Source organism: Myxococcus sp. AM011, from assembly GCF_013372595.1.
GTDB classification, from domain to species: domain Bacteria; phylum Myxococcota; class Myxococcia; order Myxococcales; family Myxococcaceae; genus Myxococcus; species Myxococcus eversor.
Genome location: NZ_JABXEM010000097.1, coordinates 1 through 13,680 on the forward strand (window position 1 = coordinate 1; position 13,680 = coordinate 13,680).

At 66.9% G+C, this 13,680-nt stretch carries 13 protein-coding genes; all 13 read right to left on the reverse strand.

Going from position 1 to position 13,680, the window contains the following annotated elements; translation table 11 throughout:
- Positions 1-90: 90 nt before the first annotated feature.
- The 13 genes from HUW62_RS21055 to HUW62_RS21115 all read right to left on the reverse strand — a co-directional run bounded on the left by HUW62_RS21055 (position 91) and on the right by HUW62_RS21115 (position 13,671).
- Entirely contained in the window at positions 91-831 is a 741-nt protein-coding gene (locus tag HUW62_RS21055; RefSeq protein WP_176435429.1) for a peptidoglycan-binding protein, read from the reverse strand.
- A 3-nt stretch (positions 832-834) separates the two neighbouring features.
- Positions 835-1,314 (reverse strand): phage tail protein, encoded by a 480-nt coding sequence (locus tag HUW62_RS21060; protein WP_176435430.1) that lies wholly within the window; start codon positions 1,312-1,314, stop codon positions 835-837.
- A 3-nt stretch (positions 1,315-1,317) separates the two neighbouring features.
- Positions 1,318-4,107, reverse strand: coding sequence for a hypothetical protein (locus HUW62_RS21065; RefSeq protein ID WP_176435431.1), 2,790 nt, complete (start codon positions 4,105-4,107; stop codon positions 1,318-1,320).
- A gap of 1 nt (position 4,108) precedes the next feature.
- Positions 4,109-4,564 carry a phage tail protein gene (locus HUW62_RS21070; protein WP_141643598.1) on the reverse strand — a complete coding sequence of 152 codons (456 nt, stop codon included), beginning with the start codon at positions 4,562-4,564 and terminating at the stop codon, positions 4,109-4,111.
- 18 nt (positions 4,565-4,582) lie between these two features.
- Entirely contained in the window at positions 4,583-6,547 is a 1,965-nt protein-coding gene (locus HUW62_RS48860; protein WP_176435432.1) for a phage tail sheath subtilisin-like domain-containing protein, read from the reverse strand.
- A gap of 10 nt (positions 6,548-6,557) precedes the next feature.
- Positions 6,558-7,454, reverse strand: a complete 897-nt coding sequence (locus HUW62_RS21080; RefSeq protein WP_176435433.1) for a hypothetical protein — start codon at positions 7,452-7,454, stop codon at positions 6,558-6,560.
- Complete coding sequence (locus HUW62_RS21085) at positions 7,451-8,044, reverse strand: DUF4255 domain-containing protein (protein ID WP_163865007.1); 594 nt, start codon at positions 8,042-8,044, stop codon at positions 7,451-7,453. The genes HUW62_RS21080 and HUW62_RS21085 overlap by 4 nt, the downstream gene beginning before the upstream one ends.
- Before the next feature lie 393 nt (positions 8,045-8,437).
- The gene (locus HUW62_RS21090) at positions 8,438-9,580 is read right to left on the reverse strand and encodes a hypothetical protein (protein ID WP_176435434.1); all 1,143 of its coding nucleotides are present in this window, start codon (positions 9,578-9,580) and stop codon (positions 8,438-8,440) included.
- Positions 9,581-9,717: 137 nt separating this feature from the next.
- Positions 9,718-10,608, reverse strand: a complete 891-nt coding sequence (locus HUW62_RS21095) for a hypothetical protein (RefSeq protein ID WP_176435435.1) — start codon at positions 10,606-10,608, stop codon at positions 9,718-9,720.
- Positions 10,609-10,854: 246 nt separating this feature from the next.
- Positions 10,855-11,643, reverse strand: a complete 789-nt coding sequence (locus tag HUW62_RS21100) for an immunity 49 family protein (protein WP_176435436.1) — start codon at positions 11,641-11,643, stop codon at positions 10,855-10,857.
- 19 nt (positions 11,644-11,662) lie between these two features.
- Positions 11,663-12,232 (reverse strand): DUF1629 domain-containing protein, encoded by a 570-nt coding sequence (locus tag HUW62_RS21105; RefSeq protein WP_176435437.1) that lies wholly within the window; start codon positions 12,230-12,232, stop codon positions 11,663-11,665.
- A gap of 17 nt (positions 12,233-12,249) precedes the next feature.
- Positions 12,250-13,182, reverse strand: a complete 933-nt coding sequence (locus HUW62_RS21110; protein WP_176435438.1) for an AHH domain-containing protein — start codon at positions 13,180-13,182, stop codon at positions 12,250-12,252.
- Positions 13,183-13,206: 24 nt separating this feature from the next.
- Positions 13,207-13,671, reverse strand: a complete 465-nt coding sequence (locus tag HUW62_RS21115) for a DUF4150 domain-containing protein (RefSeq protein WP_176435439.1) — start codon at positions 13,669-13,671, stop codon at positions 13,207-13,209.
- Positions 13,672-13,680: the final 9 nt, after the last annotated feature.

Sequence of the window (13,680 nt, forward strand, 5' to 3'; positions counted from 1 at the left end):
GCCCGAGCCGCCCCCCGACGACGTGGACGCCGTTGGAGGCGCGCTCACCACTTCCATCTCGTTGATGACCACGGCCATGCACGCCCCCCGCTACCGCCGTACTCCGATGTTGACGCCCGCCTGCAAGTCGATGAGCTGCCCCGGAGCCAGTCGCCTCGGGTTTTCGATTCCGTTGGCGGAGGCGATGCCCTGCCAGCTCGCGCCCTTGCCCTCGTTCGACGCGAGTCCCTGCACCGTCGAGCCCTCTGGCGCGGACTTCATGGGTGCCTCGCCCGCGCCCTTGCCGCTGGGGTTCGGACTGGTGCCCGCGGGAGGCTGCGTGGGCGCGAAGACGAAGGCGGTGATTTTCTGCTGCGCCAGGCTGAAGCTGACGCTGGCGCGCAGGGGGAGGCCCTCGGCGGAGAACAGCTCCAGCGACTCCTCCATCGACTCCATGATTCCGTCGAACTGGAAGCTGCCCCACAGGAAGCGCACGGCGGGCGGGACGAACTTGTCGCCCTCCTTCTTCGGAGTGATGAAGAAGGCCACCTTCGCGGTGAGCTTGCGCACGTCCTCCACCGCGTCAGAAGCGCCCTCCGGCTGCCCTGTCACGTCGAACCAGAGCTGCACGCTCAGCTTGGTGGTGCCGGCGCCGACGAACTGCTGCGCGGGCGTGCCGCGCTGATCTCCACCACCGGAGGGCTGCTGCACCTGGTTGGCGTAGGCGACCTTGAGCGTCTCCGGGTTGAACTGCACCACGGTGGACGTGGTCTGCTCGTCAATCGGGTGCTCGAAGTTGGAGTCGAGCTGGAGGAGCTTCGCCTTCGCGAGCGGCGTGGCGTCGTCGGACATGGCTCAGGCGCCTCCGGCCTTGCGGGTGAGGGACTCGTAGGCGATTTGAAGCTCCTCGATGGCGACCATGCCGTCCTTTGCGTTGAGCGGAGGCGCCTTGAGCTTCACGGGCAGGCAGCGCGACAGGATGAAACGCGCACGCTCCTTGCGCTCCAGCGCCGGGCCGAACATCACGACCTCCGCGCTGGCCCGAAGCCGGGGACGGGTCCTCAGGATTTCGAACCACCGCCACAAGTCGTCATTGGCCGTCATCCCGCGCTTGAGCGTGAGCTGGCCGAAGCTGTGCGCGCCGGTGAGGCGAATCTGCCGACCGTTGTTGCCACCTTCGCGAATCGTCTTCACGTCCATGGTCATCTCCAGGCCGTCGCACTCGGAGAACGCGGCGAAGCACGCCTTGGGCGTGACGTCGGGGATGGAGATCTCCACCGCGAAGGCGAAGGCGATGAAGGGGTCGATGACCGTCTCGTCCTCGGTGGTGGCCATGGCCTAACGCGCCTCCGTGACGAGCCCGCGGTCGCCGCTCTGGACGAGCCGCACGTTGAGGAAGGTGAGGGGTTGGGACGGCGCCACGCGCAGGTCCACGTAGAAGCGACCCTGCTCGACGAGGGAGGGCGTGTTCAGCTCGGCGCCGGCCACGACCTGGAACGCGCCGTCGCGAGTCTTCCCGGCGAAGGCTCCCCGGACGAAGAGGTCTCCGAGCAGCGACTCGAAGTCGCGCTGCACGCGGCGACGGAAGCTGGCGTCATTGGGCTCGAAGACATACGTGGCCCCCAGGCGCAGCGCCGCGCGTCGCAGCAGTGACAACAGCCTGCGGACGTGGATGGGACGCAGGTCCGGGTCCGTGGCCAGGGTGTCGGCGGACAGGGTGAGGAAGGCGCGCGGCTCCTGCCGCACCACGTTGACCTGCGCTTCCTGCAAGTCCAGCCACCACTCGCGGCCCATGGCGGGGCTCAGCGCCACCACTCCGGTCCATGGCTCATTGGCGGGAGCCACCCAGGCCCCGCGCTCCAACGCGCGTCGGGCGAGCACGCCGCACGCGGTGCCATCCGGAGGCATGCGCCGAGGCTCCGCGGGCTTGTTCTCCTCGGAGACGAAGGTCCACGGATGATAGAGCGCGCCGTGCGACAGCGCAGCGTCCTCCGCGAAGCCGAGCGGCGGGACGCCATCCTCCTCCGAGCCCAGGGGCGACTGCAGGGCGCTGGCGTGCGCGAGCGCGTCTTCCTCACGATAGTGCTCGGGCAGGGACAGCACGGCCAGCAGGTCCCCGCGAGCACGCGCCATGCGCATGAGCGAACGCTGCACCGCGAACAGGAGCCCCACGTCGTAGGACGTCGCTGGCAGCACCTGCCACCGCGCGGGAGGCGACACGCTGACGGCCACACCTGGAGTCCAGGGACCGGTGATGCCCGCTCGCTCCGCGCGGACGCGGTGGTAGCGAGTGCCCGGCGTGCGCCCGTACAACGTGCGCGTGGTGAGCGGCCCTCGATACAGCACCGCGGCGTCGCTGAAGTCCGGGCGCAGCGCCTCCTCCAGCACGTACTCGATGCCCGCGCCCGGCAGCGTCGCCCAGGTCAGGGTGAAGGGCTGCCCGGAGGTGGGCTCCGGAGGCGAGGCGACCAGCGGCGCGGGCGCGGGAGGCGGCTCATATGCGCAGTCGAGGAACGTGCCCCAGTCCGGCTCGGGCAGTGGCTCGCTCGGCGAGGGCGGTGGAACAGGCGGCCTGCCCGTGCGCACCCAGGCGCGATGGATGGCATCGGGCGCGGCCACCAGCGTCGCATCCAGCCGGTCCATGACGGCGTGGAGGCCCTTGAGCGCGCGAGGCCGACTGCTCTGGTAGCGCAGGAAGTCCGCCTGTGCCAGAAGGGCCTCGATGCTCAGGGACTTCAGGTCCGCATCCAGGAAGAGATCCGCGTCGAAGGACGCGAGCCCATCTCGAGTCAGCGAGTCTCCAGCAGGCGGCGTGCAGCCCACGTAGGAAGTGGGCGAGTCCGACAGGCCGAGGGGGATGGAGAACGCCTCGCCCTGTGCCCCCGGGCCCGCGAGCGGGAAGCGGCTACTGGGGATGCCCTGGCGCCAGTCACTTGGCAGCCGCTCTTCGGGAAGCCGCGAGGGAAGCGTCTCCGCGTCCTCGAACCGGGCCCGCTCGGTGTCCGTGGGCAGCGCGGCCCAGTGGCGCGGATGACTGGGGCAGAAGCCGAGCCGCTCCAACTGCGCGGGCTGCTCCGCGCTCCGGCGGGTCCACAGGCCCAGCGTCAGTCGCTCACACCAGGCCGGCGCGGAGCTCACGGCCCCGGGCGTGGATGTCCGCACTCGCGAGGCGACCCCGGAGACCTGCACCGCGCCCGCGCCCACCTGGCCCAGGACGACGGACTCCACCAGGAGCCAGTGCTCACCGAGGGACGCTTCCACCAACCGCAGCACCGCGCCCGGAGGAGGTGCCGCTTCCGGCGTCACGCTCAACGTGAGCGTGAGGACGCGGGGCGCCTCGCCCGGCCCCGGATCCACCAGTGCCGTGGCCCCGAGCGACACGACGTCCCCCTCTCCTCGGACCCACGACACGGTGGGCAAAGCTGTCGGCGCCACGCTCGACTCCAGCCAACGGGCCTTCGTCGTGCGCACGCGCACCGTCACACGTCGGGGCGCGGGTCCGGAAAAGGACGGAGTCGCCTCCTGGCCCACGGCCTCCACCGACTCGACGGGCACGAGCAGCGCGCACGCGGTGCCATCGAATCCCACGCGCAGCAAATCACCGACCGCCACGCCACCCGAGGCCGTCACCACGAGCGTCGCCTCGCCACTCCCGGTGGCGCTCCAGTCCACCAGGTCCACCAGCTCGCGATGGATGGACGCCGCCACACGCACCGGGTCCGACCAGCTTCCCTCCGAGCGCGCGCGGGCCAGGGCCGCGCTCACGACTCCACCTTCCGAGCAGCGCAGCAGGCCCGGGATGGGGAAGGTGTTGGACTTCGCGTCGGGCCCCGCCACGCGGACGACCCAGCAGCGCCGCCCGCCGTTTCGGAAGAACGCGCGCACCGCCGAGGCCAGGTGCCCTTGCAAAGGCTCTCCGCGCTCGGCGTCCCATGCGAGCAGCGGGGCTTCGCCGAACACCGCCTCGAAGTCCGCCACGTCCTCCACCGCCACCGGCACGTGCAGGGGGCCGGAGGAGGCGAAGCCGACGAACGCGCCCACGTCCATCCGAGGCAGCACGTCCACGACGGACGGTGCCTGGATTTCGAAGCGCAAGCCGGGGAGGCGTCTGGCGGCGGGGCGGCTCACGTCACTCCATCTCCAGGCGCTCGTACGCGATGGTGAGCTCCTCGATGGCCACGTCCGTTCCCTTCGCGTTGAAGGGGCCGCTGACGTGTTTGATGATGCGCGCGCGGAGCAGCTTCCACGTCTGCACCACCGCGGTGTGGTCCTCGTTCTGGAGCTGGATGGTGACGGTGCGCAGCGCGTTGGACTCGCCGTTGCGCAACTGGTCCAACCACTTGTAGAGGCTGAGCGAGCCAATCACCCCGCGCTTCATGGTGACGTCCGTCGCCTTGTTCAGGCCGGTGATTTTCCGGACGCTGTTCTCCTTCTCGTTGCCGTTGCGGTACTCCGCGACGGTGACCTCCATGCCCACGTTGGAGATCTCCTGGAAGCCCGCATCGGGGCCCTCGGTGCCGTTGCCGGCGCCCAGGTCGACCAGGAAGTTGAACTGCACATAGGGGCGATCACGAAAGACAGCCATGGGTGGTCTCCAGAGGGATTACTTCCGGTCGCCGGTCCACTGACCGATGCGGAAGATGACGAACTCGGCCGGGCGCAGCGGCGCCACGCCGATGAGGCAGACCAGCCGACCGTTATCCAGGTCGTTCTGGCTCATGGTGCTGCGGTCGCACTTCACGAAGTACGCCTTCTCCGGCTTCTCTCCGAGCAGCGCGCCCTGCTGCCACTCATTGAGCATGAAGTCTTCGATGGTGCGCCGCACGTTGGCCCAGAGTTGCTCGCCGTTGGGCTCGAACACCGCCCACTGCGTCCCCTTGTCGATGGAGCGCTCCAGGTAGGCGAAGTACCGCCGCAGGTTGACGTACTTCCACTCCGGGTCCGACGACGTCGTGCGCGCGCCCCACAGCCGGTTGCCGCGGCCCTCGAAGTAGCGGAACGCATTGATGCCCTCCGGATTGAGCACCTCCTGCTGCGCCTTGCTCAGGTTCGTCTCGAAACCGAGCGCCAGGTTCACCACCTCGTTGGCGGGGGCCTTGTAGACGGCGCGGTTGACGTCGTTGCGCGCGTAGATGCCCGCCACGAAGCCGCTGGGCGGCAGGAAGATGGGCTGGCGCGTGACGGGGTCCAGCACCTTTATCCACGGGTAGTAGAGCGCCGCGTAGCTGGTGTCGATTTTGGCGCGCAGCGCCCGCACCTGTCCGAGCGTCTGGCCATTGCCGCTGTCCAGCACGGCGATGCAGTACTTCATCCGCTGTGCGTGGGAGATGAGCAGGTTGATGATGGTGGCGGAGTTGGCGCCGTAGCCGTTCTCGTGGCCGAACGTGGAGCCCGGCGCGGCGACGATGGAGATGTCCTCCAGGTCCTCGAAGTGGAACAGGCCCGTCTTGCGCGTGGTGTTGGGGACCTGCTGGCCCTTGTAGTCATCCGCGGTGGGGCGCATGCCGTCGCTGCCGCCCTTGAGCAGTACCTCCAGCGAGCGCTGCGACTCGGGCGAGTCCGGGTCCTCCAGCGCCGAGTCCAGCGGGGGGCTCATGATGGGGCTGGCGAGGCTGGCATCCAGGAAGGCGCCCAGCACCTCCACGCCGTCATCCAGATTCTGCGTGGAGATGATGATGGGCACGTCGCGGTTCTTCGACGGCTCATCCGCGTCGTAGCCGAAGCGCGCGGACAGCGAGTCCGCCGCGCCGCTGCGAGTGTGCGCCGGATCCAGGGCCAGGCCGTCCCACGTCTGCGCGGAGGCCGGGTCATCCATGGGGATGGCCGTCACGGCGACGGTGACGACGCGAATCTCGAAGCCCGCGCCCTCTTGCAGTGACGCGAGGAAGAGGGGGCTGCCAGCGCCGCCGGTGAACTTCCAGCCCTGCGCGTCCTCGTCCCACGTGGCCAGGTAGAACTCGCCGGTGCCCACGGGGCTGGAGATGGGGGATTTGATATCGCGGATGAGCACCACGTCGCGCGCCAGGAGGGCGCCCACGCGCGGCGTGCCTTCCTCGAAGGAGAGGACGTTCTGGCCCACGCGCAGGGAGAAGCGCACGCGCAGGTTGCCGGCCGAGCCCGGGAAGCGAGCCGTCAGCGACAGCGTCTCCGTCTTGGGGTTCGCGTTCGAATCGAGGAGCGCGCGGGCGTGGCCGTCGTTGTACTCGGTGGAGACGGCGGTGCCCGTGCCCAGGTCGATGGTGGTGTCCAGGCCCGTGTAGAGCGCGTCGTCGGGACGGCGGAAGGCGCGGCTGATGTAGAGCCGCTTGCCGCCTTCCTCGAAGAAGGCGCGCGCCCCGTGCCAGGTGTAGTTGTGCAGCGTGACGTCGTCGGTGAAGGTGAGCTGTCGGCGGTTGCCGTAGATGCGCTCGAACTCCACCACGCTGGTGATGAGCTCGGGCTCCAGCTCCACGGGCCCGTAGCGGGTGGGACCGATGAAGCCGGTGGTGGTGGTGCTCACGCCCTCGATGGACTTCGAGCGGAAGCTGGTCTCTTCGACGAATACACCGGGAGCGAGATATTCAGGCATCGGTCATTTCCTAGGGAGGTGAACCCGTGGGGGTGATCCACAGCCGGGAGGCAGGCGCATCCTGGGTGCGCAGGACGAGCTCCTGGCCGTAGCGCAGCGTTGGCTCGAGCAGCGCCTGGGGGCTGCCCGTGTCCGCCCACACCCCCGCCGGGGGTTGGGACAGCGTGGTGCACACGTCCGGCGGCGCCGTCCCGGGTGCGCGGTAGTCATGGTGCACGCGAAGCTGGAGCTGCCAGGTCTGCTCCAACAGTGGAGGTCCCGGAGGCAGGCTGGACGCATCCACGGGAGAGCCAGGAGCGAAGTCCACGGGGGCCGGGTACGGAAAGAACAGCGCCAGTCGTCCGCGCTCATCCGTCATGCCGCGCGCGGTGACGCCACCGGTGGAAGTGACTTCCACCAGTGCCCACGAGGCCGGGGCCTTCGCCTTCGTGTCCCACAGCTCCGCGCGCACCACGGCCATGGGCACGGCGCTCTGGCGCGTGGGCGCGGAGAAGAGCGGCACGGAGGGCGCTGGCGGTGACAGGGGCGAGGGTGGAGAGGCGACGCAGTCGAGCGAGAAGAGTCCCCGGTGTGGAAGCTCGGCGCGGAAGGAGCACGAGAGGAAGCGGTCCAGGCTGTCGTGCACTTCGACGGTGTACGGACGGCGCGACGGGAGCGTGGCCCACCACACGTCGTCTCCAGCGTGCTCGCCCCCGAACTCCAAATCTCGCAGTCCGGGCAGGTTCATCAGCAGATGGATGCCCGAGCGATTGACCACGGACTCGCGGCGCAACGAGGGCTGTCCCACGGGGAACGCGCTGACGCGCAGTCCTTCGTTGATCCACGCCCCCGTGGCTTCGTCGCGGAAGCGGATGCCGAGCGGGGCCACGCGCGACACGTGCTCCAGGACGTGGATGGCGGGCCTCATCGCTCGGTCACCTTTCCGGGTGAGAGCACGCGCGTCTGGACGGGGCCGGCTTCCTCATCGGCGATGGCGGACTCGATGCCGACCATGCGAGCGACGTACGAGGCGGAGACCTGGATGTTCGGCTTGCCGGGCTCCCAGACGTTGAGCATGTCCTGGATGCTCAAGGGCTCGTAGACGACGGTGACTGTCTCGTCTGGGAGGAAGGTGTCTGTCTCGGGTGTGCCGTAGTGATTGAGGAAGCTGGCGGTGAGGGTGGGCGTGTCCTCGAGCTGGCGCATGGCCCAGCCGAGGAGCCGGTGCTGCTTGGCGGCGGACTTCGCCCAGGGGGTGAGCAGGTAGTAGAGGTCGACGGGGAGGGGCCGGCGGGTGCGGCGGCCTTGCGAGTCGAGTCGACCGGGAAGATTGCGGCGCGTGGTGCTGGGGGTGACGCGGAAGAGGAAGAGGGAGATGCCCTCATCCATGGGGGCCTTGAAGTCGGAGGCCTGGTAGAGGCGGAACTTCGCGCCCTCGAACTCAGGCTTCGGGCAGGACTGCTCCAGCAGGGCCAGGAGGGCTTGTCCTACCGCTGGTATCGCCGCGTACGTCGCCACCGACCTGTGCCCCCAGCGCTGACGTCAGCCCTCCACCCACACCCCCATGGTGCGGCGGGAAGGTCAGCGGTTGGACAGCAACGGGCGTGCCCACGTGGTGAAGCGAGCGTGCATGAGTGATCCCAGCCACTTGAGTGGCGGGGTGAGCACACGCGCCATGCCAGGGAGGATGAATTGCTCCAGGGGGTGGCGCGGAACCTCGCGGAATCGTTGCGAAGTCAGGGGTGGAGGAAAATGTCCACGTGCCTGGGACGACAAAGTCCGACCGTGCGCGGTGACACGGATTGCCACGCGAGATGCTCCACCTTCATGGGATGAACGGCCCGCATGGCCCTGCATTGGAGAGCCATGACCCGCATCATGCTTGCTTGATGAGGCCTCGCCTTGGGCTGCTCAACGAGTGGTTTCGGCCGAGGCTGGAGTGGCCTGTCCTTGTGGGAGCTTCTTCAGCAGGTCGATGTTCTGGACCCCGATGGACATCAGGATTCCGGCGATGTGCTTTCCGGCGAACCGGCGGGGAAGACTTCGCATCCACGCAGGCTGCTCGGGCATGGTGCTGCCGAAGGGCTGACGATCATCGATGGTGTTGCCGTGCTGCCATTGCGTCGCCAACATGGAAGTGGGGCAGGGCGTGGCCAGCTCCGTCTGTATCTCCGCGTAGGCCTCTCGATACACCGGCTCCGCGAGGGGCTGAAGGTACTTCGCCAGATTGCTGGCTTCGACCAGGCCGAGGCAACGACTGATGCCCGACCCACAGGCCCGTGCCTTCCGGGCCACGTCCACGGGCGTGTTGATGCTGGAGAAAGTCATGCTCGCCCAGAACACGGCGCGCAGGCGGTCGCCTTGTTCCTGGCTCATCGGCCGCCACTCCGAGGGAGGCTCCTTCATCAGCGCATGCGCCCTGCGCTCCAGTCCAAGAAGGGCGTTGGCGATCATCGCGCCGAGTATTGTGTCCGTCCGGTAGGACAGCCACGCGAGGTGACGCACGTCCCGCGCCGCCTCCAGGGGCTGTCCGGTCCGAATGCCTTGCAGCAACCTGAACTTGGACCAGTCCTGGAGCGCGATGAAGTTCGGAAAGGGTGCCGTCAGCAGATTGAACGGCTCGTCATGCTTGAACGGGATGTTCTGGAGGATGTCCCACCGGTCGAATCGTTGAAGCTCGCGCATCCACTCGAAATTCAGCGACGACAGGTCCGGGGCTGCCGCGAACCACTCCTCCAGCGTCTTCTTCTCCTTCAGGTGCGCGGGAAGCTGGAGCGGTGAGTCCGCGGGCATCGGCGGACCGGGAGGCTCCCATGCCGCCCACCGGTTGAGCAGTGCCCCCGCATCGCCTTGGGTGCGCGGCTCGTGGAACCAAGGGTCGGCGGCGAGCTTCGTCTGTTCCTCACAGAAGAAGTCCACATGCGCCGTGACTTCCTGCCGCATCGCATCGAGCGTTGGCTCGTACTTCGAGCGCATGAACATATCGAGTCCGACAATGGCGATGACGACGAGGAGGACGATGCCGCTGGTGAGCCACACCAGGACACGCAGCATGCTTCCTCGGGCCAGACGCGGATGGGGGCGCATGTCGGGACTCTAGCAAACCCGAACACACTCCCTTCCAGGTGATAGCGGACATTGGGTGCGAGGCTCGGACAAGCGCAGCCTGGGTGGACCGCCACCCTGCCGCCTCAAGAGCGCGCGAGAGTGGGCGAGCGCGGGGACGCAGGGCGTCGGAGCCGCACGGCCGCGACCTGCCCACAGTCCGAGATGGAGCAGTTCATGGCATCGTCACCTGGACCGCTCACCCGGAGGAAACCGCTGACGGCCAGGCAGACGGAGGCAGGTCCGCTCGCGGCGCCTATCTCCCCCAGCGACTCGCATGGGAGCACAACGCGGAGGTGTCCCAGGTCGAGGTGCTCCGCGAGCAGGACCTGTGCATACCCCCAGGCCTGCGCCTTCCAATCTTCCCCATTGAGGTCGAGCAGCAGCTCACCATGAAAGGACTGCTCGTCCTTGGCCCCGGGCAGGACATTCTTCACCACTTCCGCCAGCGCACGTCCCAGTGCCGGCGGCGGTGGACGCTTCCCGTCAGCATGAACCCCGAGCCCGGTGGCTTCGACGTGACCTCCTATCACTGCGCCTCGGGTCCGCGCGCTGACCTCGGATTCCAGCAACACACAGGCGCCCGCTTCACCTGGAACCGTTCCTGTCTGGCGGGTGGGAGACTTCAGCCGCCGGTGCTGTGCGAGCCAGCCCAGGGAAAGAGGGTCGACGTAGGAATCAGCGCCGAGGACGATGATTCGGTTGAGCCTTCGCGCGGACAGCTCACGTTCAGCGAGCTGGATGGCCTCCGCCATGCCGCAGTGCCCGCTGGCGAGCGCCCAGACCTGATGGGGGAGCATGGGAAGCTCCAGCAGCCTCACGAGAGGCCAGGCGTAGTGTTCCAGCAATGCGGCAGGTGCCCGGTCGAGTGAGAACAGAAACCGCTCTTCATCGATGAGGGGCGCCAGGGTGATGATGCCCGTGCCGCGCCAGAACTCGTGAGCGGAGGCGGGTGGAAGACTTGAGGCATGAATCAAGTCCTCGAAGCTTCCAGCAGCCAGCCGCACCCACGCACCTGCTTGGAAGAATCCCTCGGCGAAGGCCCTAGCCGGAATTCCCGTGACCGGGGTAGCACCTCCCTCCCCATCGTCAACAGCAAGGCCGTCCAGGGGCCATGGACGGGTGATGCCGGCTCTCATGGCCGCATGGCTGCCGACCACTCCGTAGCCGAGGGCACTCACCATGCCCAATCCAGTCACGCAGGCCTTCATCGGAAGTGCTCCTCAGGTGAGCTCGTAGTAGGAGCGAACCTGCCTCCATGCCTCGGGAGCCACTGGCGGGGCCCTGCTCACGTGCCGGGCGATGGAGGGTGCCAGGACGTAGTGGTCCTCGACCGACAACCCCGCCACCTGGGCGAAGCGCAGCAAGGCGAGCAGCTCGACCCACAGCCTCGCCGTGGTGGATACCTCATCGGGTGACAGCCGCTCTCCCTCGATCTTCTTGCGGAGGTCTCTCTCCCGGTCCTCCACGACCCTCGACAGCGCCTCGTCGAACGGACCCTGTTCGGCGTGGAGGAGTGCGCGACACAGGTCGAGCCTGAAATCCTCCGCTCCTTGCAGGACCGCCACGTATCGCGTCAGCACCTCTTCGAGCGATTCCCGAGGCATGCCCAGGGAGAAGCGCTGCATCAGGAACGACATGTACAGGAAGTCGTCTTCATACTCCTCGCCTGGGTGCCAGGTCTGTCGTGAGTGTCGAGCGATGCTCTTGGCGGTCGTGAGGTCATCACAAGCGATGGCATCGAAGTAGGGCTCCGACTTGCTGGTCACCTTCGCCCTGTCATCTGCTCCCTCCAGGAAGTAGAGGAACGCATGGGCGCTCTTCGCGAGGTTCTCGAAGAAGGCCTCGGGAAGTCCGCTCGAGAGCAACCGGGCGACGCCGATTCGTCGGAAGAGGGTGCAGAACCCCCGCACCTGGTCCTGGCTGACACTCCTGGAGACGACGGCGGGTAGCATCTCCTGCAAGGAGATGCCGCAAGACTTTTCGATCAGGAACAGCGGTGTGCCATACATGCCAGCGGCTCCACGGGTCCTACGAAGTTTGCTCCAGTCGAGTGAGGTAGACGTTGCTCGGGTCCAGTTGCCGCAGCTCGTCCACCAACTGGTGGCTGAGCACGTAGGCCTGGGGCTCCTGCTCGACACGGAAGATGTCGGGCGCCGAGCGCAGCTTCTCCGGGGAGAGGACGAACTTCTCCACCACGACGACTTCATCGCCCTCGTAGATGATTTCGCTTTGCTTCAGGTCCAGGCAGTCGAAGGTGCCCAGCGGGTTGATGATGAAGTGGTCCGTGCTGGCGACGCGCTTCTTGTGGTCGTAGAGCGTGAAGGGCAGGCACTCCATGGGGATGCCCGTGCGCTCGATGACTTCCTTCATGCGGCGGTCCGCGACCAGCAAGCTGGTGACGGTGGCGATCAATGAAGGCAGCTTGATGCCCGGGGCATCATCGGTCATGTACCACTTCGCATCCTTTGGGTACTTGTCCCCCATGGCGACACCCATGGACATGCGGTACCTGAGCATGTTCGTGCCCACCGGCTCCTTGTAGAGGACGCAGTATGCGGGGTCGACCGCTGGGCTGGTATTGAGCTGGAAGTAGTCCATGACGGCTTGCTCCGAGGTCAGGCGCGATTGCGCAGGGCACTGGAACTGAGCGGGGGCATGTCGGAGATGGGGGCGCCTGGGCTCTTGGTCCCGAACTTGATGATCTCCGCATAGCAGTGCTTGGACAGTGCTTCCAGTCGGAGCTTGGAGAGCTTGATGAGGGGCCAGGCGTCGCAGTCCTTCGGGCGAGCCCTTTCGATGGTCGCCTTGAAGGAATCGATGATGTTCTCGAGCCGGTTCCTGACGTTCTGATTGTAGGCCCCGTGATTGAAGTGCTTGGAGCCAATCTCCACCCCCGTGTAGTCGTCGTCGCGGATGAGGTGGCGTGGCAGTTCCATCACCCGTCCGACTTCCTGGTCCATGGGCAGCAGGATGATGTTGATGTGGTGATTGACGTTGTACTCCGCACGAAGGAGCCCTACCCGGACAAGGTCCCGACAGTCGGAGTCTTCAATGGCGTCGATGGTGGCATGGAACGTCCCCTTGGGAATCATGTGGTGCGCGTTGTTCCAGTAGGGCCAGGTCCATTTGGTGAAGTTCGCGCCCGGGGGAATCGTGTTTCCCGCTGCATCCTTCATGTCGGGCCGGGTCGGTCCGAAGATCTGCCAGTCACCGGGCTGGGGGAGCCGGATGTAGGGGCCATACTGCAAGTTGGGATTGGAGTTCTTCGCCGGGTCGTAGGACGTGGGGATTGCTCTGGCTGGGAGCGAGGCGTTCTTCGCTCGGTACTCCCGGGCCTGCTTGGGACTCACCACCGGCACCTTGTTGTAGACCTCCCGGCGATTGCGTCGGGATTCGCGCACGGCTTGCCAGCGGTAGGTGCAGCTACAGGCATCATGGTAGCTCGTCGAATGTCCCGTGAGGCACGCGCCTCCTTCCTCTGCGCCGTCGACCTGCTTGTGAAGCACGTCCTCGGCGGAATTGGCCAGATGCTCCGGCTTTTTAGGCATGGCGCTCTTCCTGGTTGTCGGTGGTTACAGGTCGTCCTTGCAGGAGAGGCAGTAGCAGCCGTCCGAACTCTTTCCAGTGGCCACGACGGGAGGTTGGATCACCGGGAAGGGAGGCGTGTTCTTGTCGTTGTGCAGCATCAGATCCATTGCACGCGCGACGTTCTTGCCTTCCACCTTCACGTCAAATGAGTAGTTGATGAACTCCGCTTTGCCCCGGGTCTTGTTGGAGGCAACGCCTCCGCCGGCGGTACCCGCCTCGTCGCCCGTGCTGGTGCTGAAGTGGGAGTCCTTGACGCAGAGGGGATTGCCGTCCACCGCGACGGTCTTGCTTCCCTTTGCCGTGTCGGCTGAGCGAGCGATGTTGGGATAGGGGATGGGGACAGGGCCCGCGGGGCTGGGGGTCTTGCAGATATCCGGGGCGGCGACGGTCGTGCCGTTCGAGTCCTTGTGGACGACCGACATCTTGTTGACGCCTACGCTCGCGCTCATGTTCTTCCT

What these genes read in the sequence shown, in the direction of transcription:
- HUW62_RS21055 (WP_176435429.1), bottom strand. Translation starts at nt 831, where the DNA reads ATGTCCGACGACGCCACGCCGCTCGCGAAGGCGAAGCTCCTCCAGCTC.
- HUW62_RS21060 (WP_176435430.1), bottom strand. Translation starts at nt 1,314, where the DNA reads ATGGCCACCACCGAGGACGAGACGGTCATCGACCCCTTCATCGCCTTC.
- HUW62_RS21070 (WP_141643598.1), bottom strand. Translation starts at nt 4,564, where the DNA reads ATGGCTGTCTTTCGTGATCGCCCCTATGTGCAGTTCAACTTCCTGGTC.
- HUW62_RS48860 (WP_176435432.1), bottom strand. Translation starts at nt 6,547, where the DNA reads ATGCCTGAATATCTCGCTCCCGGTGTATTCGTCGAAGAGACCAGCTTC.
- HUW62_RS21080 (WP_176435433.1), bottom strand. Translation starts at nt 7,454, where the DNA reads ATGAGGCCCGCCATCCACGTCCTGGAGCACGTGTCGCGCGTGGCCCCG.
- HUW62_RS21090 (WP_176435434.1), bottom strand. Translation starts at nt 9,580, where the DNA reads ATGCTGCGTGTCCTGGTGTGGCTCACCAGCGGCATCGTCCTCCTCGTC.
- HUW62_RS21100 (WP_176435436.1), bottom strand. Translation starts at nt 11,643, where the DNA reads ATGTATGGCACACCGCTGTTCCTGATCGAAAAGTCTTGCGGCATCTCC.
- HUW62_RS21105 (WP_176435437.1), bottom strand. Translation starts at nt 12,232, where the DNA reads ATGGACTACTTCCAGCTCAATACCAGCCCAGCGGTCGACCCCGCATAC.
- HUW62_RS21110 (WP_176435438.1), bottom strand. Translation starts at nt 13,182, where the DNA reads ATGCCTAAAAAGCCGGAGCATCTGGCCAATTCCGCCGAGGACGTGCTT.
- HUW62_RS21115 (WP_176435439.1), bottom strand. Translation starts at nt 13,671, where the DNA reads ATGAGCGCGAGCGTAGGCGTCAACAAGATGTCGGTCGTCCACAAGGAC.